This window comes from Microbacterium sp. CIAB417 (genome assembly GCF_022788845.1).
The window spans coordinates 264,499-288,279 of record NZ_JAHZUT010000002.1 but is presented as its reverse complement, the minus strand read 5'-3'; the positions used below and the strand labels follow the sequence as shown (position 1 = coordinate 288,279).

Sequence of the window (23,781 nt, the reverse complement as noted above, 5' to 3'; positions counted from 1 at the left end):
AGAACCACACTGCGGACTCAACGGAGTCCCGCGACGTCAAGTTCTGGCTGAGTCGTGCGCCGGGCGCGCGGTAGGGTCCCGGTAGCGGGAGGAGTCGCGATGGCGCGAGGATCGGCCGGCGAGTCGGCATTGCATCGGCACCTGCGGGTGCTCGACGCCTTCGACGCCCTGCATCCGTTCCTCACACTGGGCGAGATCGCCGGCACCGCCCGCATCCCCGTGTCCACAGCGCACCGGCTCGTGGCGGAACTGACGCAGGAGGGACTGCTCGAGCGGCTGCCGGATCGCACCTACCGTCTCGGCGTGCGGCTGTGGGAGTACGCCTCCCGTACCCCCGGCGCTCTGGGGCTACGGGAGGTCGCGCGTCCCTGGATCGCCGCGGCGCACGCCCGCATCCGTCAGCACGTGCAGCTCGGGGTGCGCGCCGAGCTCGACGTGCTGTTCATCGAGCGGATGTCGGCGCCGGATGCGGTCGTCAACGCGACGCTGATCGGCGGGCGCATCCCGCTCCACGCCTCCTCGAACGGGCTGGTACTGCTCGCGCACGCACCCGCTGGCGTCGTGGACGAGGCGCTGCGCAGCCCGATGCGTGCGTACACGCCGCACACGATCACGGATCCGCAGGTGCTCGGCGCCGAGCTCGCCCGCATCCGCGCCGACGGGTTCGCGGTCGCGTCCGGCCACATCCACCTCGAGTCGAGGGGGATGGCGGTTCCGGTGCGCGGGCCCGAGGGCGAGGTGTATGCCGCGCTCGGCGCCGTCGTCCCCAACGACGGCGCGCCCGCCGCGGCCGTTCTCGAGACCCTGCGCGTGGCGTCTGCCGGAATCACCCGCGCCCTGCGCGCCCTGTACGGTTCCGGCCTCGATGACGCGGCCGTCGTGCACGGGCCGCGTCCGGACGCGGGCGTCTCGGCGAAGTCGTGGGCGTACATCGCCGACCTCGCCGAGCGTGCGGATGCGGCACCGACGGTGCGCACGTGACGCGCATCGCCGTCATCGGACTCGGCGAGGCGGGGCGACGCTACGCCGTCGGGCTCTCACGCGCGGGCGCGGTGGTGCGCGGGTACGACCCGGATCCTCGCGAGGCCGACCCCGCTGTTCCTCGCGTGGACGCCCTCGCCGAGGCGGTGACAGACGCCGAGATGGCCATCAGCCTCGTAGGGACGCACGCCGCAGTGTCGGTGGCCGAGCAGGTCGCGCCGTTGCTGGAGCCGGGCGCGCTGTACGCCGACTTCAACACCGCCGCACCCGAGGTGAAGGGCGCGGTCGAGAAGGTCGCCGAGCGGGCGGGTCTTCTCGTCGCGGATGTCGCCGTGCTCGCGCCGGTCACACGCGCCGGCATCCGCACACCCTTGCTCGCGAGCGGCCCGGGCGCGGCGCGCATCGCCGAATCGCTGCGCCCGCTCGGGGTGCCGATCGACACGATCGACGCACCCGTCGGTGCGGCCGCGCGTCTGAAGATCGTGCGGAGCGTCTTCATGAAGGGCCTCGCGACCCTCCTCATCGAAACGCTCACGGCCGCGGATGCGGCGGATGCGGCGGACTGGATGCGCGGGCAGCTCACGGCGGAACTGGGGCCCGACGCCCCCGCTCTCGTCGAACGGCTGATCTCCGGGACCCACGCGCATCGCACGCGTCGCGAGCAGGAGGTGCGCGATGCGCTGGCCCTGCTGACTGAGCTCGGCACCCCCGACGATATGACCCGCGGCACGCTCGCCTGGTTCGAGCGCGTCGGTCGCGGCGACGCCTGAGCGCCCATTTTCCCGCGAGACTGCATCGTCGGCACGAGATCACGGGTAAACACAGTGATCTCGTGACGGAAATGCAGTCTCGCGGGAAGGAGGCTGGGCATCGGGCGCCGTGACGCGGCTCCTATCCTGAAGACGTGCGCCCGCTCAGCTTCGCCCTGGCCGCCGCCACGGCCGCGGCGGTTGCGGCGCTCGCCTTCGGCGAGGTGACGCATTGGCGCGCCAGCCGGCGACGCCTCGGCTCACCATCCGCGCGCGGCACGGAAGCCATCGTGGTTTTGGGCTACGGCAACCGCGGACCGCGGGCCAACCGCGAGAACCGCTACCGCGTGCGGGCAGGGCTGCGCTCGATCGACCCGACGGCGACCCGCAGCATCCTGGTCTTCTGCGGCGGGACGGTGGAAGGCCCCGTCCCCGAGGCGGAGATCATGGCTGCGTACGCCCGCGACGAGCTCGGCTACCGCGGCCCCTCCGTGCTGGAGCCGACCAGCAGGTCGACGTGGCAGAACATCGAGAACGCGATCCCGTTGATCGAAGCCGCCGACGTGATCAAGATCGTGTCGAACTCGGTGCACGCGGAGCTGGCCCGCGGATACCTGTGGATGCTGCGGCCCGACCTCGCCGCGCGCCTCGCCCGCGGGGCGGACTACCGCTTCGGCGAGATCTTGTGGGTGAAGCCCGTCGCCGCCGTTCTCGGCCGCAAGAAGCTGCGCCGCCTCCGCTCCTTCGACGAAAGCCCCCTTCCTTCCAGCCGCGAGACTGTCCCCATGCCCTCTCCACGCCCGCTGCGCGGACGCGGAGCCTCCAGGCGCGTGGGCCCATCTCCCGCGCGAGATCACGGGTGAACACAGTGATCTCGTCGCGAAAGTGCAGTCTCGCAGGAATCGAGCAGGGAGGCGCGGATGTAGGGAGCGAGGGGCGCATCAGAGCGCGGGTCACTCCCAGGTGGCGGTGTCGGGGTCGAGACCCTCGCTGCGGGCACGGGCGTCGATCGCGCGGCGCAACCACGCGGTGAGACCGGGGCGCACGCCGTCATAGTGCGCGACGAAGGCGGGATCCGCCTCGTACATCCGGCCGAGGCAGACCTGCATGCTGCGGGTGAGGGGGAAGTACTGCGAGAACACCTCGCGGTGACGGTCGACGAGCGCGTCGGCGCGCTCGCTCCCCGGCTCGACACCCGCTGCGACGGCCGCCGCCAGCTCCGCGTCCAGCGCAGTGACGGTGTGCGCGATGCGCGCCCACTCGGCCGCATCCCGCTTCGCCGAGCGTTCCGCGTACTGCTGCCACTGGACGGTGTCGCCGTATCGCTCACGTGCCTGCAGCGGCCAGCGCGGATCCCACTCGGGGCCGAACGTCTCCACCTGCTCGCGCACGGTGAGCGTGAGGCCGTTCTCGTAGGCGTCGATTAGCCGCTCGACGTCGTCGCCGCGACGCCGGAGCTCCTCGATCCGCTCACCCAGGCGCGCGCGTTGCGTGCGCAGCACGTCGGCGGCCTCGAGCGCCGACCCGTCCAGGACGATGCGGATGTCCTCGAGACCGATCCCGAGCTCGCGGTAGACGACGATGCGCTGCAACCGCTCCATGTCGGCGCCGGCGTACCGGCGGTATCCGCTGTCCTCACGCACGGAGGGCTCGGCGAGCCCGATCTCGTCCCAGTGATGCAACGTACGCACCGTGACACCGAGCCGGCGCGCCGCCTGCCCGACGCTGAGGTCGGTCCCGTCAGACATGCTCACCATTTTCACCGGCCTCGACACCGATGCCCACGGCGCGCAGCGCGACCCCTTCGGCGCTCTCGGGATCGAACGGCTTGGCCGCGGTGAGCACGACCCGCACGTTCTCGGGCGTCAGCACCTCGAGGTCGCGCGTGTTCCACGCGGTGTCGCGCGGGCCGGTCGCGGCCTGCGCATCCACGGCGCGAACCGCATCCGCGATGCCCTCGATCTGTCCCAGCACGCAGGCGAAGCTCACCGTCATCTGGGGAATCTGCTGCGCGGATGCGGCCGGCACGAGCAGGACGTCCTGGAACGCCCATCGCCGCAGATGCACGAGCTGCCCCGGGATGGCGAACAGCTCGAAGAAGCCGAGCCCGCGGGTCCAGAAGTCGACGGATGCGGCAAGATCCGCCGACGGGATCGTGACGAACATGGGCATGCCGTAGATGCCGCGGAACAGCTCGGGGGCGACGGCATCCGGCCCGGGTGGGGGCACGGGGCTGATGTCGAAGGCGTGGGAAAAGTCGCTCATGTGACTACCGTGCGCCCTCACGCCGCGTGAGGGTCAAGCCGCAGACCACGCCAGCTCCCGCCGGACGCTAACGGCGGAAGAGGCGCCCCAAGAGTCCGCCCTCGGAGGACTGCGACTCGTGGCCTTCGCATCGGTCGCGCTTGGGCACTCCACGCATCACCTCGTCGACGTGCTGTCCGCATCCTGCCCACGTCGTCTTGCCGCACGTGCGGCACGTCACCTGTCGACACATCTGTCTTGCTCCGCTTCCTTTCGGTACGCCGCTCTGCGCGGTCGTTTGCCTGCACAATACCCCCAGGGGTATATTTGAACACATGAGGACGATCATCATCGGCGGTGTCGCCGCCGGCATGAGCGCGGCGACCAGACTCCGCCGGCTCGACGAGGCGCGGCAGATCAGCGTGTACGAACGCGGCGCGCACGTGTCGTTCGCGAACTGCGGATTGCCGTATCACGTCGGCGGCGTGATCCCGGATCGCGCGTCGCTGTTGCTGCAGACGCCCCAGTCGCTGGCGAGCAGGTTCGCCCTCGACGTGCACGTGCGCCACGAGGTCGTCGAGATCGACACGGCGGCCCAGACGGTGACGGTGCGTGACCTCGAATCGGATGCGGAGCGCGTCGAGCACTACGACGAGCTCGTCATCGCCATCGGTGCCACGGCCGCCCCGGGTCCGTCCGCCGAGCACGTGCCCACGCACACGCTGCGCAGCGTCGAAGACGTCGACCGGGTTCTCGAGGTGCTCGACACCGCCGGACCGTCGCCGCGCGTCGTGGTGATCGGCGCCGGGTTCATCGGGCTCGAAGCGGTCGAGAACCTCCTCGCCCGCGGCGCGCAGGTGACGCTCGTGACCCGGGGCACGCAGGTGCTCTCGCCGCTCGACGTCGAGATGGCCGCGCCCATCCTGACTCTCCTTCGGGACGCGGGTGTCGATGTCCGACTCGGAGTGACCGTCACGGGGGCGGAGCCGGGGCGCGTTCACCTGAGCGACGGCAGCGCGGTCGAGGCGGTCCTGGTGATCGAGGCGAGCGGCGTGCACCCCGACCGACGCCTCGCGGATGCTGCCGGCATCCGCCTCGGTCCGACCGGCGGGATCGCCGTCGACGCACGCCACCGCACCTCGGTACCGAACGTGTGGGCCGTGGGCGACGGCGTCGAGAAGCGCGACAGCCTGGACGGCGCACCGACGCTCGTGACGATGGCCGGCCTCGCCAACCGGCACGGCCGGGCCGCAGCCGACGACATCGCCGGGACCGAACCGGAGGATGCAGCCCCCGCCCTCGGCACCGCCATCCTCGGACTGCTGGGCACCACGGTCGCGTTGATCGGCTGGAACGAACGGCGGCTTCGGGATGCGGGGCGCCCGCACCGCATCGTGCACACGCATCCTGCGTCGCACGCGACGTACTATCCGGGTGCGCAGCCGATGGCGATGAAGCTGCTCATCGACCCGGCGACCGACCACATCCTCGGGGCGCAGATCGTCGGCGGCGAGGGGGTCGACAAGCGCATCGACATCATCGCGGTCGCGATGGCGGCGGGGCTGACAGCGACCGCCCTGTCGCAGTTGGAGCTCGCCTACGCGCCGCAGTACGGATCCGCGAAGGATCCCGTGAATATGCTCGGCTACGTCGCGGAGAACGTCGCTTCCGGCGCCACGCGCACGCTGCAATGGCACGAGCTCGACGCCGCGCTCGACCACGGCGCGGTTCTGGTCGACGTGCGCACACCGACCGAGAACGCCGCGGGCTCGATCCCCGGCGCGATCAACCTGCCGCTCGACGAGATCCGCACCCGACACCGCGAGCTCGGCGACCGCCCGATCGTCGTGCACTGCCAGGTGGGACAGCGCGGGCACACCGCGGCACGACTGCTCGCCCAGCTCGGCCACGACGTCCGCAACCTCGACGGCGGGTACCGCACCTGGGCCGCCGGAACAGCCGCCTGACCCGCCATCCGTCACCGAGGAGACACCATGGACACCTCCAACCGCTCCCTGCACGACGCTCAGGCCGTGAAGAAGGCCGCAAACAGACTCAAGCGCGCGCAGGGCCAGTTGTCCGCGGTGATCGCCGCCGTCGAGAACGGCGGCGACTGCCGCAACGTCATCACCCAGCTCGCCGCGGTCAGCAGCGCGATCGACCGCGCCGGGTTCGCGATCATCTCGACCGCCATGCGCGAGTGCCTCACCGATGCCCCGGCCGACCGGCACGCGGCGGATGGGGATGCCGCCGACAACCGGCTCACGGTGGAGGAGCTCGAGAAGCTGTTCCTCACCCTCGCCTAGGGCGCCTCAGCCACCCGGGCACTCGCACGGACTGCCGCTGTAGCAGCGGCGAGGCCTTCCGCGTCTCACCTTGCAGCTTTGCGGCGGCCTAGACGTGCATATGTGAGACACGGATGCGGGGCGGTGCGCTGCGTGTCTCAGTTGTGCAGGTTCCTGGGGCGTTCTACGTGCACAACTGAGACACGGATGCGGGGCAGCCCGGGGCGGGGTGATGCATGTCTCAGCTATGCAGATTCCTGGGGCGTTCTACGTGCACAAGTGAGACACCGAGACGGGGCAGCCCGGGGCGGGGTGATGCATGTCTCAGCTATGCAGCTTCCCGGGGCGTTCCGCGTGCACAACTGAGACACCGAGACGGGGCAGCCCGGGGCGGGGTGATGCATGTCTCAGCTATGCAGCTTCCCGGGGCGTTCCGCGTGCACAACTGAGACACCGAGGCGGGAGCGCAGCCCGCGGAGCACAACCCGCGGAGCGCACCCCGGGAGCACGACCCGCGGGCTGAGCGGAAGAGGGCCCGCCGCTCTCCTCACCCCGCCCGGTAGTTCTCCCGGGCGAAGCGGGAGTAGGGCGCCGGGGCGACGGTCGCGCGGATCTCCACCTGCCGGTGCCGCTCGACGGCGGGCTTCGCCGAGTTGGGATCCTCGCCCCAGGTCAGCACGACCTCGGTCCCGGGTTCGGCGTGCGAGGCGGCGATGCTCGCGAGCGACACGAAGGCCTGCTCGTTCGTGATGTAGCCGCAGTCGTGCGAGATGCCCACATCCACGCCGTCGGCGCGCACGCGATCGACTTGATAGAGGCCGTACCGCGCCTTCGGGAAGTCGATGTACTTCGCCGGCAGTCCGTCTTCGACGAGGGAGCGCTGCGCGGCGGCGAGGTCGTCGGGGTTCCAGACGAGCGTGACCTTCACGCGCTGCTCGGCTGCCGCGTGCGCTTCGAGCGCAGCGCGGCCGATGAAGTCGTGATCGAACGCGACGCTGCGCCCGTACCCGAGGTCGTACGGGGTGAGGTAGTAGTCCTCGATGCGCTCGGACACGAAGCTCCCGGCGAGGGAGCCGAGGCGTGCGGCGGGCAGCCACGCGAGGTAGTCGTCCATCTGCGCCCCGGAGAAGATCGCGGGCAGCGGCGAGGGGACCCACGCCGACTCGAGGTTCGCGGACGAGTAGGCTTTCGCCCCCACGAGCACGAGGTCGAACTCCTCGCCCGCGGCGATGATCGCTTCGCGGATGCGGGCGCCGTCCGCCCACGGCCCGAACAGCTCGAATCCGGGCTGACCGGCCATGCCGTGCCGCAGCGAGCGAACGGTGACACCGGCGATGTCGAACGTGGCCATGCCGAAGAACTTCGTGGGCGGCACGGGCGCGCCGGTCAGCTTCTCCATGAGTGCGAGCGCGTGCGGACCCTGCAGCTCGTAGCGATACAACACAGGATCGACGCCGGGCTCGCGCATGAGCGTGTTGGCGTCGCGCTCGAAAGTGACGTCGTAGTCGCCCGTCTCTCCGATGAACTGCACCCAGTCCAGCACCATGTACCAGCCCACGAGATCGAACACCTGCTCCTCGAGATGGAACAGGATCGCGTCGCCGATGAGGTAGCCCTCGTGGTTGACGGCGATGAACTGCTTCGCCGCATCCACCGGGAACCGGGCGAACGAGTTGACGCCGGTGTCGCTCAGCAGCCGCAGCGCATCGGGCCCTGAGATGAACAGGTCGGTCATGTGGTGCGACTGATCCAGCAGCGCCACACTCTCGCGCCACGACCGCTGCTCACTGCGCCAGTTGCTGAACTCCGGCGTCACCGGGAAGATCGTCGGCTTGCTCTGCGCATTGCGGAGCAGGTCCACCGCGCGCCCCGCGCGGGTGATGGCGTCGAAAGCGGATGCGGACATGTGAACTCCCTCGTTCGGACGGGCGGACGTGCCCGCATCCACAGGTTAAGAAACCCGACGGCATCGACGGGAGGTATCTCGATTACCCATACTTATGCGGAGGCAACGATGCCTCAGTCGGGAGCAGTCGGTGGATCTCAACCTCATCCGCGTGTTCGTGGCGATCGCCGAGACGCGGAGTCTGACCAGCGCCGCGCGTCGCCTCTACGTGACCCAACCGGCGGTGAGCCAGGCCCTCGGGCGGTTGCGGCGCGAGCTGGACGACCCGCTGTTCCAACGCGTCGGCCGCGTGATGGAGCCCACCCCGTTGGCCGACAGCGTCTATCCGGGGTTCCGCGATGCCCTCGCCGCCGTCGACCGCACTCTCGACGGGGTGCACCGCTTCGCACCCGCCGACTCCGACCGCACCTTCCGCGTCGCGCTGTCCGAGCTCGGCGAGATCGGCTGGCTCCCCGCGATCGTGCGGGCAGTGCGCGCCGAGGCCCCCCGGATGCGGATCGAGGTCGTGCCGATGGATGTGGCGTCCCTGCCGGACTGGCTGGGTCGCGGCGTCGTCGATCTCGCGGTGACGCCCTCCCACGTGCCCGGCCCCTTCGGGCGGACGGTCCTCAAGTCGCAGGGATACGGCGTCGCGATGTCGGCCGCGCATCCGCTCGCCGACGAGCCGTTGACGCGCGACGCGTATGCCGCGGCCTCCCACGTCGCCGTCGCCAGCGATTCCGGCGCGCCCGCTCTCGCCGAGGCGCGTCGCGCGCACGGCATCGAGGTCGATGCCCGCATCGCCGTGAACCACCTCGCGTCGCTTCCGCCGCTTCTCGCGCGCAGCCGCGACCTCATCGCGACGCTGCCCGACACGATCGCGCTCGGGTGGACGCAGACGTGGCCGCTCGTGGTGCGGCCGCTGCCGTTCGAGATGCCACCCGTGGAAATCGCCCTCTACCGCCGGTCGAGCTCCCAGCATCCCGCCGCGCTCGACTGGCTCTTCGACACGGTGGCCCGCGCCATCCGCGGCTCCTCCGGACGGTTCGAGGCCATCCACGGCGAGAGGACGGCCTGACATGCGCGACGCCCCCGACTCTAGAGGGTTGCGGGGGCGTCACGTCGGCGCCGAGGCACCTGGGTTTCCGGAGCGGCCCGCACGACCCCTTCGTCGCGCGGGGCGCTCGCTCAGAGGCTTCCGGTGGTGCGCCACCCGCCCTGGTACTCGGCGCGCGCGGTGACCGCGTACGGCACCGGGCTCACGACGGCGCGCACCGCGATCTGGTCGTGCGGCTCGACCGTGGTCTTCTTCGAGCCGCCGTCGGGCTCGCCCCAGACGACCCGCACCTCCGCGCCGACCGGCACGTCGCGGTCGACGGTCGCGAGCGACAGCCCCCGCTTCTCGTTCGCCGTGACGCCGGTGAACAGCGAGAGCCCGACGTTGTTGCCGTCGGCGTCGATGACCGCGTCGTAGTTCGACGAGCCGTAGTTGGCGTTCGGGAGGTCGAAGAACTGGTAGCCCACGCCCTCGCGGTCGATGACGCTCGTGAGGATCTTGGCCAGGTCCTCGTCGTTCCAGGCGAGCGTGACCTTCTTGCGCTGCGTCTCCGGGTCGATCTTCTCGAGCGCGTCGCGGCCGATGAAGTCGTGGTCGAACTTCACGAACGAGCCGTAACCGAGCTCCCAGGGGTTGAGGTAGTAGTCCTCGATGTTCTCCGAGACGAACGAGCCCGCGAGCGCGTTGATCGCCTCGTAGCTGTTGGCGGGCAGCCACTCGCGGTACGCGCGCTCGCCCTCTCCGGTGTAGATCGCCGGAAGCGGCGACGGGATCCACCCCGATTCGAGCGTGTTCGAGGAGTAGGCGCGCGAGCCGCAGGGCTCGATGCCGAACTCACGACCCGCCTCGAGCACGGCGTCGCGGATCTTCTGGTGCTGCGCGTACGGTCCCCAGATCTCGAGGCCGGGCGCACCCGCCATCCCGTGGCGGAGGGTGCGCACCTTCTCGCCCGCGATCGTCATCTCTCCCATGTGGAAGAAGCGCACCTTCTCGAGCGGGCCGCCGTTGAGCTTCTCGATGATGTCCCAGGCGTTGGGGCCCTGGATCTGGAAGCGGTAGTAGTCGCGGTGGACGGCGGCGCCGTAGGGGCGCGAGGGCGAGCGGTCGTCGTAGCGGAACTCGACGTCGTATCCACCAGTCTCGGCGTGGAACTGCAGCCAGTTGGCGCCCGGCGCGCGGCCGACGTAGACGTACTCGTTTTCGGCCTCGTGGAAGAGGATGCCGTCACCGATGACGCCGCCGTTGGATGCGGTCGGCACGAACTGCTTGGCGGTGTTCACCGGGAAGTTCGCGAAGGAATTGATGCCCGTATCGCTCAGGAGCTTGAGCGCATCCGGGCCCGACACGAAGAAGTTGACCATGTGGTGCGTCTGGTCGTAGAGCACGGCTGTCTCGCGCCACGCCTTCTGCTCCCGGCGCCAGTTGGTGAACTCGGCCGGCACGACCGGGTAGATATAGGTGCCGAGCTGCGAATCGCGCAGCATCTCGACGGTGTTTCCTCGCTCGTCCAGCAGCTCCTGCAGCGTCCGCGCCATGATTGCCTCGACTTCCTCGTCTGGGGGCCTGCCGCGATGATCGGCGGCTTTTACCTCTGCCCATAGTGGTTTCGTGGTCTCGGATTGTCAACAAAATCTTGACCATTTCGCAGGCGGTGTGCTTCGCTGAGCCCACGAATCGGCACCGGCGTCGACTCCGGACGCCTGCCGTCGCGCGTCGGCTCGACGCCGTCGAACCAAGGAGCGGATATGACTGCAGCCACCCCGGCGCTACTCGTGGTCAGCGCCCACGCGGGCGACTTCGTCTGGCGGGCCGGCGGCGCGATCGCCGCCGCCACCATGCGCGGCGAGCGCGCCACGGTGGTCTGCCTGAGCTTCGGCGAGCGCGGCGAGTCCGCGAGTCAGTGGCTGGCGGGAAAGTCGCTGGAGGAGATCAAGGAGATCCGTCGAGCCGAGGCGGAGGCGGCCGCATCCGCCCTCGGCGCCGACATCGAGTTCCTCGATCTGGGCGACTACCCGCTGCGCGAGTCGCCCGAGGCCGTCGCGCGACTTGTCGATGTCTACCGCCGCGTGCAGCCCACCGTCGTGCTCACGCATCCGCTGCACGACCCGTACAACGGAGACCACCCGGCCGCCGCGCGCATGGCGCTCGAGGCGCGGGTGCTGGCGCAGGCGATCGGGGTGGCGAACTCGGACGGGTCGTTCCCGACCAAGGAGACCATCATCGGCGCCCCACCGGTCTTCTTCTTCGAACCGCACCAGCCCGAGCAATGCGGCTTCGTGCCCGACGTGCTGCTGGACATCACGGCGGCGTTCGACAAGAAGCGCCAGGCGATGGAATGCCTGCCGGCGCAGAAGCACATGTGGTCGTACTACAGCGATCTCGCCGTGCGCCGCGGCGTGCAGGTCAAGCGCAACGCGGGCCCGAACCTCGGCCTCGCCCACGACACGATGGGCGAGGCGTACATGCGCTACTTCCCGCAGGTCACCGGAGTGCTCGAATGAGCCCGCACGTCGTCGTCACCGACATCGCACGCGCGGACGCCGACCTCGTCGACGCCTTCGCCGGGCTCGGTTCGGCGACCGTGCACGAAGCGCTCGGTCGTACCGGCTACGCCGGCAGCGCGATCCGCCCCATCCAGCAGGGTGCGGCGATCGCCGGCAGCGCCGTCACCGTGCTCACCGCCCCCGGCGACAACCTCATGGTGCATGTGGCGATCGAGCAGGCCCGCGCCGGCGACGTGATCGTCGTGGTCACGACCGGCCCCTCGCCGTTCGGACACATCGGTGAACTCATGGCCACGCAGATGCAGGTCAAGGGAGTCCGCGGATACGTCACCTCCGCAGGGGTCCGCGACACCGCCGAACTGCGCGCGATGGGATTTCCTGCGTGGAGCCGTTACGTCTCGGCGCAGGGATGCCTGCGCGACAGCCCGGGCTCGGTCAACGTTCCGGTGGTTCTGGACGGCGTCGTCGTCGAGCCCGGCGACATCGTGGTCGCCGACGACGACGGTGTGACGGTCGTTCCGCGGATGCGGGCGGCAGCCGTTCTCGAGGCGGCGCGCTCCCGGGCGGCGCGCGAGGCGACCAACCGCGCGAAGTACGAGGCGGGGGCGAGCTCCATGGATATCAACGGCCTGCGATCGGTCGTCGCCGATCTCGGCGTCGCCTACCTGTCGCAGGCGGAGCGACGAGATGCCGACGCCTGATCCGGTGCGCGACGGCATCCGCTGCCTGCTCATGCGCGGCGGCACCTCCAAGGGCGCCTTCTTCCTCACCGAGGACCTGCCCTCGAACCCGGCCGAGCGCGACGACCTGCTGCTGCGGATCATGGGCAGCCCCGACCAGGCGCAGATCGACGGACTGGGCGGCGCCCATCCGCTGACATCGAAGGTGGCCGTCGTCGAACGCTCGAGCGAACTCGGATGCGACATCGACTACCTCTTCCTCCAGGTGGGCGTCGACGAGCCCGTCGTCGCCGATGCGCAGACATGCGGCAACCTGCTGGCCGCGGTCGGCCCGTTCGCGATCGAGCGCGGCCTCCTGACGGCGGATGCGGCCGAGACCGTCGTGCGCATCCGCCTGCTCAACACGGGCGACATCGCCGAAGCGAGGTTCGCGACGCCGGACGGACGGGTGGACTACGACGGCGACGAGACGATCGCGGGCGTGCCGGGAACGGCCGGCCGGATCGCCCTGACCACCCGCGGGCAGAAGCCGCTGCTTCCCACCGGATCGCCGACGGACGAGATCGCGGGCCACCGCGTGACTCTCGTCGACAACGGGATGCCGGTCGTGCTGATGGATGCGGCGGAGTTCGACGTCACCGGCGAGGAGAGCCCGGAAGAGCTCGAGTCCCGCGGCGCGCTCCGCGAGCGAGTCGAGACGATCCGCCGAGCGGCGGGCCCGCTCTTCGGCCTGGGAGAGGTCTCCGCCCAGACCGTCCCCAAGATGTTCCTGCTGTCACCACCGCGGCGCGGCGGCGCGGTCGGCACCCGCGCGTTCATCCCCGCGCGGGTGCACCCCACGATCGGGGTGCTGATGGCCGCATCCGTCGCCGCCGGCATCCGCATCCCTGGCGCCGTCGGCTCCGCTTTCGCCGTGCTCGACGACGGCGAGCAGACGCTTCTCGAACACCCCGGCGGCACCTTCGCCGCCACCGTCGCCGTCACCGGCGACGCCGCTTCCGGCTGGCGCGCGAGCTCGTCGTCGGTCCGCACCGCACGAAAGATCTTCGACGGGCTCGTCTTTCCCCGGCCCCGCCGCTGACTGTCAGAGAGGACACACCATGGCCACGCGCGACAACTTCGACCTCGCACACCTGGGCGGCGTCGAGCTGTTCACCCCCGTCTTCGAGGAGAGCCTGCACTTCTTCCGCGACCTGCTCGCGATGCGGGAGGTCGCCCGCATCGGCGACTCCGCGTACCTCCGCTGCTGGGACGAGTACCAGCTGTACACACTCAAGCTCACCGCATCCGACACCAACGGCGTGGGTCGCACGCTGTTCCGCGTCACGAGCCCCGAGGCTCTGGAGCGTCGCGTCGCGGCGATCGAGGCGGCGGGCCTCGGTCACGGCTGGCGCGAGCCCGAGGCCGGGGTGGGCCGCTCGTACGAGTTCGAGGACCCGGATGGCCACCTCATGGGCATCTACTACGAGACCGAGCACTACGTGCCGGACGACGAGGATCGCCCGGCGCTGAAGAACCAGGCGTCCGCGTTCCCCGGGCGAGGCGTCAACGCTCGCCGCATGGACCACATCAACTACCTCGCCAGCGACGTCACGAAGGCGGGCGAGTTCTGGCGCGACGTCATGGGCGCCCGCGAGTCCGAGCGGGTGCGGCTGGACGGCGGCGGGTACGCGGCCTGGTGGTTCCGGTTCCAGCAGAAGTCGTACGACGTGGTCTACAGCGAGGACTGGACCGGCGAACACGGGCGCTTCCACCACTTCGCTCTCGCCCCCGACACCCGCGAGGACATCCTCAAGGCCGCCGACATCTTCCTCGAGAACGGCGTGCACATCGAGTTCGGGCCCTACAAGCACGCCATCAACCAGACGTTCTTCATCTACGTCTGGGAGCCGGGCGGCAACCGCATCGAGCTGGCCAACGCCGGCGCGCGCCTCATCCTCGACCCGGACTGGCCGGTCGTGGAGTGGTCGCAGGCCGAGCGGGCCAAGGGCCAGGCGTGGGGCGCGAAGACCGTGCCCACCTTCCACACGCACGGCACGCCGTTCCTGGCGAACCAGGCCGAGATCGACGAGGCGGCGATGAAGGGCGAACCGATCCCGGCGCCGCAGAAGCGCTGAGTCCGCTCAGCTCCAGACGGATGCGGCGATGTCGACGACGGCCCGCACCTTGGCCCACTGCTGATCCTCGGTGAGCTCGTTGCCCTCCTCCGTGGAGGCGAACCCGCACTGCGGGCTCAGGGCGAGCTGATCGAGCGGGGCGAAGGCTGCGGCCTCGTCGATGCGGCGGCGGATGTCGTCGGCGCTCTCCAGCTCGCCGGTCTTCGTGGTCACCAGCCCCAGCACGACGCGCTTGTCACCCTCGGGCAGGAACCGCAGCGGCTCGAAGCCGCCCGCGCGCTCGGAGTCGTACTCGAGGAAGTACCCGTCGTACGCGGTGTTGCCCAGCAGCTGCTCGGCGACCGGCTCGTAGCCACCGGAAGAGATCCAGGTCGAGCGGAAGTTGCCGCGGCAGACGTGGGTGGTCACGGTGAGGTCGGCGGGCTTGCCGTCCAGGATGCGGTTGAGCAGGTCGGCGTAGCGCTCGGCGATGCCGTCGGTGTCGATCCCGCGGGCGCGGGCCTTCGCGAGCTCGGCCTCCGAGCACAGGTACGCCCACGCGGTGTCATCGAACTGCAGGTACCGCGCGCCCGCCGCGTAGAACGCGTCCAGCGCGTCGCGGTAGGCGGTGACGAGGTCGGCCACGATCGCCTCACGCCCGTCGTAGACGGCGGCGTCGATGTGGCCGGGCTCGAGCCGGAAGTCCAGCACGGTCGGGGCAGGGATCGTGAACTTCGGCAGCAGACCGGTGCCCTCCGTGATCGCGGCCAGCGAGCGGTAATGCGCGAGGAAGGGGTGCGCGTCGTCGAAGCGGATCGGCGCCGTGATCTCGATGCCGCGCGGCTTGGTCTGCACGCCCTGGAACTGGATGCCGTGATCGAGCTCCACGATGTCGACGCCGCCGAGCATCCCGAAGAAGTCGAAGTGCCACCAGGAGCGACGGAACTCGCCGTCGCTCGCCACCTCCAGCCCCGCGGCGCGCTGTCGGGCGACGAGGTCGACGATCTCCGCGTCCTCGACGGCACCCAGCTCCGCATCCGTCAACTCGCCCGACGCGTGGCGGCGGCGGGCGGCGGCCAGGCCCGGCGGGCGGAGGAAGCTTCCGACGATATCGGCACGGAACGGCGCTGAAGTGCTCACGTCGCGATGTTACCGACCCGGCCCTGCATGCGGGCCACCGGCCCGGCCTGAGTTAACCCCGGTGACGTCGATCGCAGCGGAGCGCAGCGGATGCGGGGAGGCGTCGCGCACCTCCCCGCACCCGATCAGGAGCGCGCCTGGCCGCCGCGACGTCGCGCGAACACCACGGCGCCGGCGCCGAGCACCAGGACCCCCGCGCCCAGAGCGAGAAGCTCCCACGGAACCGTTCCGCCGGTCGAGGCCAACGTGCCCGCAGGAACGATCGTGATCGGCACGCGCAGCGGTTCGAGATCGCCGGAGGCGATCACGAGCGTGTGCGCACCCGCGGGGATGCTCGCCGGGATCGTCGAACGGATCGTGATCCGCCCTTCCGCATCCGCGGCGGGAATCCCGGCCAGCACATACGGATCGCTGCGGATCTCGGCCGCGATGCGCTGACCCGGGGTGAGCCCCGCGACCCGCGCGACGAGGGTGCCGCCCTGTTCGAATCGACCGTCACCCACGTCGACCGTCGCCCATGCCGATTCGCTCGGCGACGGGGACGGCGACGGCGGGTTCGAGGGCGACGACACCGGCACCACTGGCGCGGTCGCGGCGGAGACGCGGGATGCCGGCTGGTAGCCCTCGGCGACCACCGAGACACGCGCCGTGAGGGTCGCTCCCTCGTGCGCCTCCCCGGGCGTGAACGAACCAGACACGGCGCCCTCGATCGCGACACCGTCGGCGAACCACTGGTAGCCGAGCGTTGCACCCGGCGTCGCGCTCGCCGCCGACACCGAGAGCTCGGTGCCCACGCGCGCCTCTCCCGTGATCACGGGCGCCTCGAGCATCGCATCCGGCTGCGTCTCGAAGCTCTGCCAGACGCCGGCGTAGTCGACCCTGCCCTGGCTGGGCTTCGCCCAGTCGCAGACACCCGTGGGGAAGGCGGCGGTCAGCCGCTCCCACTGACCGTCGGTCATCACCGGGTAGTCCGCGCGCACCGGTGCCGTCAGCTGGCACTTCAGGACGTCGCGAGAGAGGGACTCTCCGGCGACGTACCGGGGCTCGGAGTGGTACGGGAACAACTGGTTGCAGGTGCTCTGCGTGTTCTCGTAGTCGAGCTGCTCCGAGACGAATCCGTCATCGGTGTAGCAGCCGTCCCCGAGACCTGCGGGGCGCGCGGCGACCGTCCGCGCCCGGTCGCCGAAGCCGCCCATCGAGACGATGTTGTCCAGCCACTCCTCCAGCTTGTCGAGACCCGCGGTGTACATCGCGCTCGCATACCCCGCGTCCTTGCTCGTCCAGCTGACGTGGGTGTCGGCGTTGCCGTAGGCGTCGAGCATCCGCTCACGGATGATCGCGGAACGGTAGCGCTCGTGGAAATCCCCCGTCGGGTCGGTGTAGCGACGCATCTCGATCACCGGCGTGTAGGCGAGCCCGCCGGTCATGAGGTTGATGCGGCCGGTGCGATATGCCTGCTCGATGGCCTCGACGCTCGCCTCGGACCGCGCCGAGGTGCGCGTGCCATCCACATCCATCCCGCCGGCGTTCTCGTTGAGGGTGACGAACTGCTCGGGCGAGATCGCGCCCGACTGGAGCGCCGCCAGACCGTACTGGACGCCCACGTTGTCCGGGAGGACACGCAGTCCGCGACCCTGGTCGTCGACGCCGTAGACGTTCTGCACCATGTCGGCGATCGTGCACCGCAGTCCGTCGGGGTTGGCCTCCGACCAGCGGTCGCCGACCGGAACGGCGGCGTTGCAGCCGGCGCGTGGGTTGTCGACACCGGTGAACCAGGTGAATCCGGTGCAGGTGAACAGCTGCGCGTGACCCGTGACGGCGAGCTTTTGTGCGTCCGTCCATCCGGTCCCGGCCGGCGAGCTCCAGAATCCGAGCAGGTTGGTGCAGTCGTGTCCGGCGACGGTCGTCGTGCGCTCGTCCGGGTAACCGATGTCTCCCATGACGCCGTCGATGATGCCGGGGTAGTTGTTGGCCAGCAGGAGTTGCTGCATGGTGCCGGCCGAACCGCCCGAACCGATCGTGTAGGTGACGGGCCCCACCTGCTCGATCACGTGTTCCTTGACCATCATCGCGGTCTCCGCGCTCGTAACGTCGTTACAGTTCTGCGCGAACACGTTGAAGGTCGCCGAGGCGACGATGTAGCCACGCGAGAGCAGCATGTCGTTCTCGACGCCGCCCGTGCTCGAGCCCTGCCAATAGCCCACGCCGCAGGCGCCGCCGAAGGTGTAGGCGAGCTTTCCGTTCCAGCCGGCCGCACGCGCGGCATACGTGGGCGCGGGGTCGGCGGGCCCGGCGAGCATCGCCGTCTCGTACACCGCGCGGTTGATGGTGCCGCGCTCGAGCCGAACGACGTAGGGGACGGTGCGGCCCTCGACGGTCGCGGTGGCGACGTCGCCGGGCGTGGAACCGTCGGTGGGATAGTCGGCCCAGGCTCCACCCGTGGTGCGATAGCGGAAGCTGACGCGCGCCTCGGCGACGTGACAGTTCTCGTCCGTGGGCCCGAGGTTCCACGGCGCCGCGGATGCGGTGCAGTACATCGGATGCTGGGGACCGGAGAAGACCGGGCCGGAGCCGGGATGGTTCTGAATCTCGAGGGTTTCGGAGCCCGACGCCGATCGGGCCGTCACCTCACTCGTGCCGAGGGGCAGATCCTCGACGAGTCCGATGAGGCGCCCGTTCACGACGGTGAACGAAGCGGTAACATCTCGCCCGTCCGCGGTCACCACCGTCGCTGCGTCCGCGCCGTCCACCGCGATCAGGGCGTCGCCTCCCGTGACAGTGTCGGCGCGACCGGAGAGCACGGTCAGCGAGAGGTCGTCTGCGGCTGCGGCCGACCCGAGCGGTGCGGCGAGCGCCGCCACGACTCCGATTGTGGCAGCGGCGGACGCGAGCATCCTCGCGCGAGGTCGTCGATGTCTGAGCATGCAGGATCCTCCGATGTGACGTCATCGTCATGGGGATGCCTCGTTGCGCCCCCTCGGGGATGAGAGTAGAAGTAATTGTTACGAGCGTCAATGAATCTTTACATAAGATGCACTCAGGAAAGCCGTTGCGGTCGGACCAGCCGCGCCAGCGCGGGGTCGATGTCCGCGATGTGCTCCCGCATCCGCTCCTCCGCCGCTGGCGCCAGCGCGTCGTACACGGCGACGAAGGCGTCGCGTGCGCGTTCCCGCGGCCACGCCGCGGGCATGAGTCGCATCGGATGGCCGGGTTCCGCATGACGGAACGATTGCCAGGCCAGCATGAGCGAGGTACGCCGCTCGAGCGCCGCCGCGGGCGCCAGTTCCCGCCCGCCGTCACCGACCCGCGTGAGGAACTCGGCGTAGTCCCGCTCCACCTCGGACAAATCCCACGCGCGCGTTGGGCTGTCGCCCGGCGCTGTCGCCAGCTCTCCCCGCAAGGTGGAGACCTGCCCGACCCCGAGCCGACCCAGGGCGTCCACCGCAGCGTCGACGGAATCGAAGGGCGAGATCCACACGCCGTCGTACAGGGGGGCGTACCCCAGCCAGCGCAGCCGGGTGCGGGCGGCATGACGCAGGGGGCGCTCCTTCTCGGGGATCGAGAAGAGCACGGCGCTCCACAGACCGTCCCACGTCGGATCCTCTCGGCCGAAACGCTGCAGCCACTGGGCTTCATCGGCGAGCACCGACGCGCCGCGGTCGGTGAGGGCGTGACTCGTGCGCCTCCCCGACTTGCTCAGGATGAGAAGGTCACGGTCGGTCAGCCGCGTCAGGCTCGCCCGCGTCGCGGGCGCCTTCACTCCGAGATCCGCCATCGCCGCCAGCAACGCACCGGTCGGCAGCGGCGCGTCGACCCCCCACCAGTAGTCCCCGAAGAGGGTGAGGATCTGATGCGCCGGCGACCGCTTGCGGCCGATGCTCACGGTCGGCGCCTGTCGGGTGTCGCTCACCGCCCCATTCTCGCAGCGCGCATCCCGCGATTCGCGTGATGACGAGGCGGCGGTCGCTGTCGAGGCCGCCGGAAGTGAGGGCGAGTCAGCTATCGTCGCCCTCGGGCCGCCACGCCGATAGCGTCCGGCCATGCCCGACACACGACGCCCCGCTTCCCGGCGCCTCCAGCGCGCACTCCAGGCAGTGGGTGCCGGCGCGCTCGCCGCCGCTCTGCTGCTCGCCGCGGCGCCCGCCGCATCCGCCGCCGACACCGAGGTCGACGGCCTGACCTATGCGCTGGGAGCCGACACCGCCACGGTCGCCGGACAGGCGAGCCCCACCTCCGCCGTCGTCATCCCGCGCCAGATCGCCGTCGGCGGCGTCACCTACACCGTCACGGCCGTGGGCGACAGCGCGTTCGACCGCACCGGCGGGACGGCGCTGACCTCGCTGAGCCTGCCGGATTCGCTGACCGACATCGGGTTCGCGGCGTTCCAGGGCAACGCCCTCACCTCGCTGACGCTCCCCGCGTCCGTGCGCACCGTCGGCGACCAGGCGTTCGCGCTCAGCGCGATCCGCAGCGTGACCTTCCACGAGGGGCTCGCCAGCATCGGCAGCTTCGCGTTCTCGCAGAGCCGACTCGAGCGGGTGACGCTGCCCTCCACCGTCACGGATCTCGGCTTCGCGCCCTTCGGCGACAACCCGCTCACGGTGCGCGAGCTGCTCGGTCCGCCACCCAGCACCTTCGGCACGATCGCGACCACGCCGCCGGCGACCGCGCTGTACCCGGGGCGATTCGGCGAGGCACGCTTCGCGGGGGGCTACACCGAGCCGACGTGGAACGACCTGCCCACCACCGCGGTGGCCACCGTCACCTTCGACACCGCCGGCGGTGACGCCATCGGCACCCAGTCGGTCGTGCTGGATGCGGGCGCCACCGCGACGCGCCCCGCCGATCCCGTCCGCGACGGCTTCACCTTCAGCGGATGGCGCGCCGCGGGCGCCGCATACGACTTCGCGACGCCCCTCGCGGGCGATCTGACCCTCACCGCGGAGTGGGCGTGGCGCCCAGCCCCACGCCGATCCCCGCCCCGGTGTCCGCTCCCGGCGACACGGAGCTCGCGCACAGCGGCGTCGACTCGCTCCCCTTCGCGTTCGCAGGAGCCGGGCTCCTGGGCGCAGGCGCGATCGCCGCCCTGCTCGCGCGTCGCGCGCGCAGGCACGGGTGAGCGGTCAGTACACGTACTCCATGAGCTCGACACCGAGCACGCGGAACGCGTCGTGCACCCGCAGCCGGTGGGCGATGGACAGGTCGTCGAAGCACACGAACAGCGCATAGGCGACGCCTGCGCGCGGACCGGCGAGCACGCCGGCCTCGGTACGGATGCCGGATGCCCGCCCGGTCTTGTTGACGAACAGCAGCCCGTGCTCGTCGTTGTCGTGCGCGAAGGGATCGAGCCCCGTCGCCGCAGCCACCAACGACAGATCGTGGCCGTGACTCAGCCACTCGGCGACCTGCGCACTGACCCCGGCGCTGACCGCCGTGCTGTTCACGAGCTCCGCGAAGAGATGAGCGTATTCGCGGGCCGCACCGAGCGCCACGTGGGGCGCATCGTCGGGGCCGCGCGTATCGCGGAAGCTGTCCATCAGAGCGGAGCGGGTGAGCCCCAGCTGCTCGACGCGGGCGCGCACCGCCGGAAGCCCCACCCGAGACATGAGCGCGTTGGCCGCGAGAGCGTCGCCCGACGACGCGGCGAGCAACGCCACATCGATAAGCGGCAGCGCGGGCGCCTTCAGATGCTGCCAGACACCCGATACCGCGACGGGTTCGATGCCGGCGCGATCGATGATCTCCAGCGGATCCAGGGTTCCCGCCTCGAACTGCGCGGCCGTCTCCACGAGCAGGGGCACGACGCCGAGGCCCGCGATCGGCAGGCTGCGGAAGTCGTCGCCGGCGAGCACCGCCGAGCCGAGGTCGAGGTCATCGATCCGCACCGACACCTGCGCCCCCGACGCCGCGAGCGCGTCGAGGGCTTTCAGGGTGGAAGTGAACGAACGCCGACCCGCGGCGGCGCGGCGCGGAAGGCGCTTCGCTCCCCGCCGCGAAGGCGGCGCCGATTCCGTTCCGCGAGAGGCCTCGGGAGAGCTGGGCACGGCGCAGGTCCTTCCTACCGGTTCGGGCTCGGGGATGCGGGCGACACTACGCCCGACGGGTCACGGCGCAGTTACCAGATGGTGACGCGCTGGTCGGCGTCGAGCCACAGCGCATCGCCCTCGGTCACCTCGAACGCCTCGTAGAACGCATCGATGTTGCGCACGATCTGGTTGCAGCGGAACTCGTTCGGCGAGTGCGGATCGATCGTCAGCAGACGGATCGCCTCCGCGTCACGGCTCTTCTGCTGCCAGATCTGCGCCCAGCTGAGCAGGAGCCGCTGGATGCCGGTCATCCCGTCGATGACCGGATCCTCCGCATCCCCCAGCGACAGCCGATACGCGCGGATCGCGATGCCGAGCCCGCCGAGGTCACCGATGTTCTCGCCGATCGTGAGGGCCCCGTTGACGTGGTTCTCCTCCGGCAGCCCCTGCGGCACGAGCGCGTCGTACTGGGCGATGAGGTTCTTCGTACGCTGCTCGAAGGCCTCGCGGTCCGCATCCGTCCACCAGTCGCGCAGCGACCCGTCGCCGTCGAAGCGGCTGCCCTGGTCGTCGAACCCATGCCCGATCTCGTGACCGATGACCGCACCGATGCCGCCGTAGTTCGCGGCCGCATCCCGGGTCTCATCGAAGAACGGGTACTGCAGGATCGCGGCGGGGAACACGATCTCGTTCATGAGCGGGTTGTAGTACGCGTTGACCGTCTGCGGCGTCATGTACCATTCGTCGCGGTCGATCGGCTGCCCCACCTTGCCGAGCTGACGGTCGTGCTCGTGCACGTGCGCACGGCGGACGTTGCCGACGAGGTCTGCGGCGTCGAGCTCGAGCCCCGAGTAGTCCTTCCACTTCACGGGGTAGCCGATCTTCGGCGTGAAGGCCTCGAGCTTCGCGAGCGCCCGCTCTCGCGTCTCGGGGCTCATCCACTCCAGCTGCGAGATCGACTGGCGGTACGCCTCGATGAGGTTCGCGACCAGTTCGTCCATGGCGGCCTTGGCTGTCGGCGGGAAGTGCCGCTCGACGTAGACCTTGCCGACGGCCTCGCCCAGCGCGGCCTCCACCAGGCTGACCGCACGCTTCCAGCGCTCGCGGTTGACCGGAACGCCGGTGAGCTGCGTGCCGTAGAACGAGAAGTTCTCGTCGACGAACGAGTCGGGCAGGAAAGCCGCGGCGGCGTGCACGATCTTGAAGCGCAGCCAGGCCTTCCAGTCCTCGAGACGCTGCTCGGTCAGCACCGTCCCCAGCGCCTCGACGAAGCTCGGCTGCGACACGACGATCTCGGCGAACGCGTCTGAATGGTGCGGGGCGACGCCCTCGAGCCAGGGCGCGAGGTCCACCCCCGCCATCGCCACGACCTCGTCCCACGTCTTGAGGTTGTAGGTCGCGACAGCATCGCGGCTGCGGACGTTGTCCCAGTGGTGCGACGCCAGCTCCGTCTCCAACGCCACGACGCGCTCCGCGGCATCCGCCGCATCCGCGACGTCGGCGAGCGTCAGGATGCGCTCGATGTGCTGGCGCAGCGCCTGCCGGGTCTCCTCGAACGAGTCGAGACGGTAGTAGCTCTCGTCCGGCATCGACAGGCCGCCCTGGATGAAGAAGGGCAGGTAGCGCTGCGGGTTGCCGGGGTCGGGCTCGACGTAGAGCTCGACGATGCCGCCGATCCCGTCGCGCTCCAGCTCGCCCACGAGTCGGAGGAGGGAGGTGACGTCGCTCACCGCATCCACGCGCGCCAGCTGATCGGCGAGCGGCTTGGCGCCGAGCTCGGCGATGCGCTCGGTGTCCATGAAGCTCGCGTACAGGTCGCCGATCTTGCGCGCCTCGGTGCCGGCCTCGGCATCCTGCGACTCGAGGATGATGGCGCGGACGTCCTTCTCGGCCTGCTCCGCGAGAAGGTGGAAGGAGCCCCAGCGCGCCTTGTCCTCGGGAATCTCGGTCCGGGCGATCCATTCGCCGTTGACGTAGCGGAACAGGTCGTCCTGCGGGCGGATCTCGTTGCTCAGCTCGTCGAGCGCGAGACCGGAACGGGGGGAGTCGGTCATGCGCACAGGATATGCCGCCGGGCTGAGTGGGGGCTCCAGCCGCCGCGACGTGCCGCCGCATCCCTCCCCTCCTCGAACTC

The 23,781-nt window shown here is 70.3% G+C and carries 20 protein-coding genes and 1 pseudogene; 12 read left to right on the top strand and 9 right to left on the bottom strand.

Features of this window, described 5'->3' with window-relative positions; all coding sequences use genetic code 11:
• Positions 1 to 99 precede the first annotated feature (99 nt).
• The 3 genes from KYX17_RS08105 to KYX17_RS08095 all read left to right on the top strand — a co-directional run bounded on the left by KYX17_RS08105 (position 100) and on the right by KYX17_RS08095 (position 2,593).
• Positions 100 to 981 carry an IclR family transcriptional regulator gene (locus KYX17_RS08105; protein ID WP_243226485.1) on the top strand — a complete coding sequence of 294 codons (882 nt, stop codon included), beginning with the start codon at positions 100 to 102 and terminating at the stop codon, positions 979 to 981.
• Entirely contained in the window at positions 978 to 1,751 is a 774-nt protein-coding gene (locus KYX17_RS32240) for an NAD(P)-dependent oxidoreductase (protein ID WP_243226484.1), read from the top strand. Before KYX17_RS08105 ends, KYX17_RS32240 begins: the two co-directional genes overlap by 4 nt.
• Positions 1,752 to 1,885: 134 nt before the next feature.
• Positions 1,886 to 2,593 (top strand): YdcF family protein, encoded by a 708-nt coding sequence (locus KYX17_RS08095; RefSeq protein ID WP_243226483.1) that lies wholly within the window; start codon positions 1,886 to 1,888, stop codon positions 2,591 to 2,593.
• A gap of 90 nt (positions 2,594 to 2,683) precedes the next feature.
• Here the strand turns inward: KYX17_RS08095 and KYX17_RS08090 are convergent, their stop codons facing one another.
• Together KYX17_RS08090 and KYX17_RS08085 are read right to left on the bottom strand one after the other, a co-directional pair.
• Positions 2,684 to 3,478 carry a MerR family transcriptional regulator gene (locus tag KYX17_RS08090; RefSeq protein ID WP_243226482.1) on the bottom strand — a complete coding sequence of 265 codons (795 nt, stop codon included), beginning with the start codon at positions 3,476 to 3,478 and terminating at the stop codon, positions 2,684 to 2,686.
• The gene (locus KYX17_RS08085) at positions 3,471 to 3,995 is read right to left on the bottom strand and encodes a VOC family protein (RefSeq protein ID WP_243226480.1); all 525 of its coding nucleotides are present in this window, start codon (positions 3,993 to 3,995) and stop codon (positions 3,471 to 3,473) included. The genes KYX17_RS08090 and KYX17_RS08085 overlap by 8 nt, the downstream gene beginning before the upstream one ends.
• A gap of 314 nt (positions 3,996 to 4,309) precedes the next feature.
• Here KYX17_RS08085 and KYX17_RS08080 point away from each other — a divergent pair, with 314 nt between their 5' ends.
• Together KYX17_RS08080 and KYX17_RS08075 are read left to right on the top strand one after the other, a co-directional pair.
• Positions 4,310 to 5,941 carry an FAD-dependent oxidoreductase gene (locus KYX17_RS08080; RefSeq protein WP_243226479.1) on the top strand — a complete coding sequence of 544 codons (1,632 nt, stop codon included), beginning with the start codon at positions 4,310 to 4,312 and terminating at the stop codon, positions 5,939 to 5,941.
• A 27-nt stretch (positions 5,942 to 5,968) separates the two neighbouring features.
• Positions 5,969 to 6,280, top strand: a complete 312-nt coding sequence (locus tag KYX17_RS08075) for a metal-sensitive transcriptional regulator (protein ID WP_243226478.1) — start codon at positions 5,969 to 5,971, stop codon at positions 6,278 to 6,280.
• Positions 6,281 to 6,806: 526 nt separating this feature from the next.
• Here KYX17_RS08075 and KYX17_RS08070 read toward each other — a convergent pair.
• Entirely contained in the window at positions 6,807 to 8,165 is a 1,359-nt protein-coding gene (locus KYX17_RS08070) for an aminomethyl transferase family protein (protein WP_243226476.1), read from the bottom strand.
• 130 nt (positions 8,166 to 8,295) lie between these two features.
• Between KYX17_RS08070 and KYX17_RS08065 the strand changes: the two genes are divergently transcribed.
• Positions 8,296 to 9,222, top strand: a complete 927-nt coding sequence (locus tag KYX17_RS08065) for a LysR family transcriptional regulator (protein WP_243226475.1) — start codon at positions 8,296 to 8,298, stop codon at positions 9,220 to 9,222.
• 110 nt (positions 9,223 to 9,332) lie between these two features.
• Here KYX17_RS08065 and KYX17_RS08060 read toward each other — a convergent pair whose 3' ends face one another.
• Positions 9,333 to 10,736 (bottom strand): aminomethyl transferase family protein, encoded by a 1,404-nt coding sequence (locus KYX17_RS08060; protein ID WP_243226474.1) that lies wholly within the window; start codon positions 10,734 to 10,736, stop codon positions 9,333 to 9,335.
• Between the two features lie 210 nt (positions 10,737 to 10,946).
• Between KYX17_RS08060 and KYX17_RS08055 the strand changes: the two genes are divergently transcribed.
• Genes KYX17_RS08055 through KYX17_RS08040 form a run of 4 tightly spaced genes read left to right on the top strand, consistent with a single transcriptional unit; the run spans position 10,947 to position 14,502 of the window.
• Positions 10,947 to 11,702 (top strand): PIG-L deacetylase family protein, encoded by a 756-nt coding sequence (locus KYX17_RS08055; protein WP_243226473.1) that lies wholly within the window; start codon positions 10,947 to 10,949, stop codon positions 11,700 to 11,702.
• On the top strand, positions 11,699 to 12,406 hold the full coding sequence (locus tag KYX17_RS08050; RefSeq protein WP_243226472.1) for a 4-carboxy-4-hydroxy-2-oxoadipate aldolase/oxaloacetate decarboxylase: 708 nt from the start codon (positions 11,699 to 11,701) through the stop codon (positions 12,404 to 12,406). The genes KYX17_RS08055 and KYX17_RS08050 overlap by 4 nt, the downstream gene beginning before the upstream one ends.
• Positions 12,393 to 13,466, top strand: a complete 1,074-nt coding sequence (locus KYX17_RS08045; RefSeq protein ID WP_243226471.1) for a PrpF domain-containing protein — start codon at positions 12,393 to 12,395, stop codon at positions 13,464 to 13,466. The genes KYX17_RS08050 and KYX17_RS08045 overlap by 14 nt, the downstream gene beginning before the upstream one ends.
• Before the next feature lie 19 nt (positions 13,467 to 13,485).
• The gene (locus KYX17_RS08040; protein ID WP_243226470.1) at positions 13,486 to 14,502 is read left to right on the top strand and encodes a VOC family protein; all 1,017 of its coding nucleotides are present in this window, start codon (positions 13,486 to 13,488) and stop codon (positions 14,500 to 14,502) included.
• A gap of 6 nt (positions 14,503 to 14,508) precedes the next feature.
• Here the strand turns inward: KYX17_RS08040 and KYX17_RS08035 are convergent, their stop codons facing one another.
• From KYX17_RS08035 to KYX17_RS08025, 3 genes are all read right to left on the bottom strand, one after another.
• Positions 14,509 to 15,621, bottom strand: coding sequence for a 5-methyltetrahydropteroyltriglutamate--homocysteine S-methyltransferase (locus KYX17_RS08035; protein WP_243226469.1), 1,113 nt, complete (start codon positions 15,619 to 15,621; stop codon positions 14,509 to 14,511).
• Positions 15,622 to 15,746: 125 nt separating this feature from the next.
• A complete protein-coding gene (locus tag KYX17_RS08030; protein ID WP_243226468.1) occupies positions 15,747 to 18,482 on the bottom strand; it encodes a DUF6351 family protein in 2,736 nt (911 codons plus the stop codon).
• Positions 18,483 to 18,658: 176 nt separating this feature from the next.
• Positions 18,659 to 19,531 (bottom strand): PaaX family transcriptional regulator C-terminal domain-containing protein, encoded by an 873-nt coding sequence (locus KYX17_RS08025; RefSeq protein WP_243226467.1) that lies wholly within the window; start codon positions 19,529 to 19,531, stop codon positions 18,659 to 18,661.
• 130 nt (positions 19,532 to 19,661) lie between these two features.
• On the opposite strand from KYX17_RS08025, the pseudogene KYX17_RS32420 reads away from it, so the two are divergent.
• Positions 19,662 to 20,522, top strand: a pseudogene (locus tag KYX17_RS32420) (leucine-rich repeat protein); the annotation flags it as partial.
• A 50-nt stretch (positions 20,523 to 20,572) separates the two neighbouring features.
• Positions 20,573 to 20,740 (top strand): hypothetical protein, encoded by a 168-nt coding sequence (locus KYX17_RS08010; protein WP_243226464.1) that lies wholly within the window; start codon positions 20,573 to 20,575, stop codon positions 20,738 to 20,740.
• A gap of 4 nt (positions 20,741 to 20,744) precedes the next feature.
• Here the strand turns inward: KYX17_RS08010 and KYX17_RS08005 are convergent, their stop codons facing one another.
• Both KYX17_RS08005 and KYX17_RS08000 read right to left on the bottom strand, forming a co-directional pair.
• Positions 20,745 to 21,665 carry a serine hydrolase gene (locus tag KYX17_RS08005; RefSeq protein ID WP_243226463.1) on the bottom strand — a complete coding sequence of 307 codons (921 nt, stop codon included), beginning with the start codon at positions 21,663 to 21,665 and terminating at the stop codon, positions 20,745 to 20,747.
• Positions 21,666 to 21,736: 71 nt separating this feature from the next.
• Positions 21,737 to 23,701, bottom strand: a complete 1,965-nt coding sequence (locus KYX17_RS08000) for a M13 family metallopeptidase (RefSeq protein ID WP_243226462.1) — start codon at positions 23,699 to 23,701, stop codon at positions 21,737 to 21,739.
• Between the last annotated feature and the right edge of the window lie 80 nt (positions 23,702 to 23,781).

Excerpts from the sequence above, each read along its gene's own strand:
- KYX17_RS08045 (WP_243226471.1), top strand. The coding sequence starts at position 12,393 with ATGCCGACGCCTGATCCGGTGCGCGACGGCATCCGCTGCCTGCTCATG.
- KYX17_RS08060 (WP_243226474.1), bottom strand. The coding sequence starts at position 10,736 with ATGGCGCGGACGCTGCAGGAGCTGCTGGACGAGCGAGGAAACACCGTC.
- KYX17_RS08040 (WP_243226470.1), top strand. The coding sequence starts at position 13,486 with ATGGCCACGCGCGACAACTTCGACCTCGCACACCTGGGCGGCGTCGAG.
- KYX17_RS08085 (WP_243226480.1), bottom strand. The coding sequence starts at position 3,995 with ATGAGCGACTTTTCCCACGCCTTCGACATCAGCCCCGTGCCCCCACCC.
- KYX17_RS08055 (WP_243226473.1), top strand. The coding sequence starts at position 10,947 with ATGACTGCAGCCACCCCGGCGCTACTCGTGGTCAGCGCCCACGCGGGC.
- KYX17_RS08090 (WP_243226482.1), bottom strand. The coding sequence starts at position 3,478 with ATGTCTGACGGGACCGACCTCAGCGTCGGGCAGGCGGCGCGCCGGCTC.
- KYX17_RS08080 (WP_243226479.1), top strand. The coding sequence starts at position 4,310 with ATGAGGACGATCATCATCGGCGGTGTCGCCGCCGGCATGAGCGCGGCG.
- KYX17_RS08075 (WP_243226478.1), top strand. The coding sequence starts at position 5,969 with ATGGACACCTCCAACCGCTCCCTGCACGACGCTCAGGCCGTGAAGAAG.
- KYX17_RS08050 (WP_243226472.1), top strand. The coding sequence starts at position 11,699 with ATGAGCCCGCACGTCGTCGTCACCGACATCGCACGCGCGGACGCCGAC.
- KYX17_RS08000 (WP_243226462.1), bottom strand. The coding sequence starts at position 23,701 with ATGACCGACTCCCCCCGTTCCGGTCTCGCGCTCGACGAGCTGAGCAAC.
- KYX17_RS08070 (WP_243226476.1), bottom strand. The coding sequence starts at position 8,165 with ATGTCCGCATCCGCTTTCGACGCCATCACCCGCGCGGGGCGCGCGGTG.
- KYX17_RS08105 (WP_243226485.1), top strand. The coding sequence starts at position 100 with ATGGCGCGAGGATCGGCCGGCGAGTCGGCATTGCATCGGCACCTGCGG.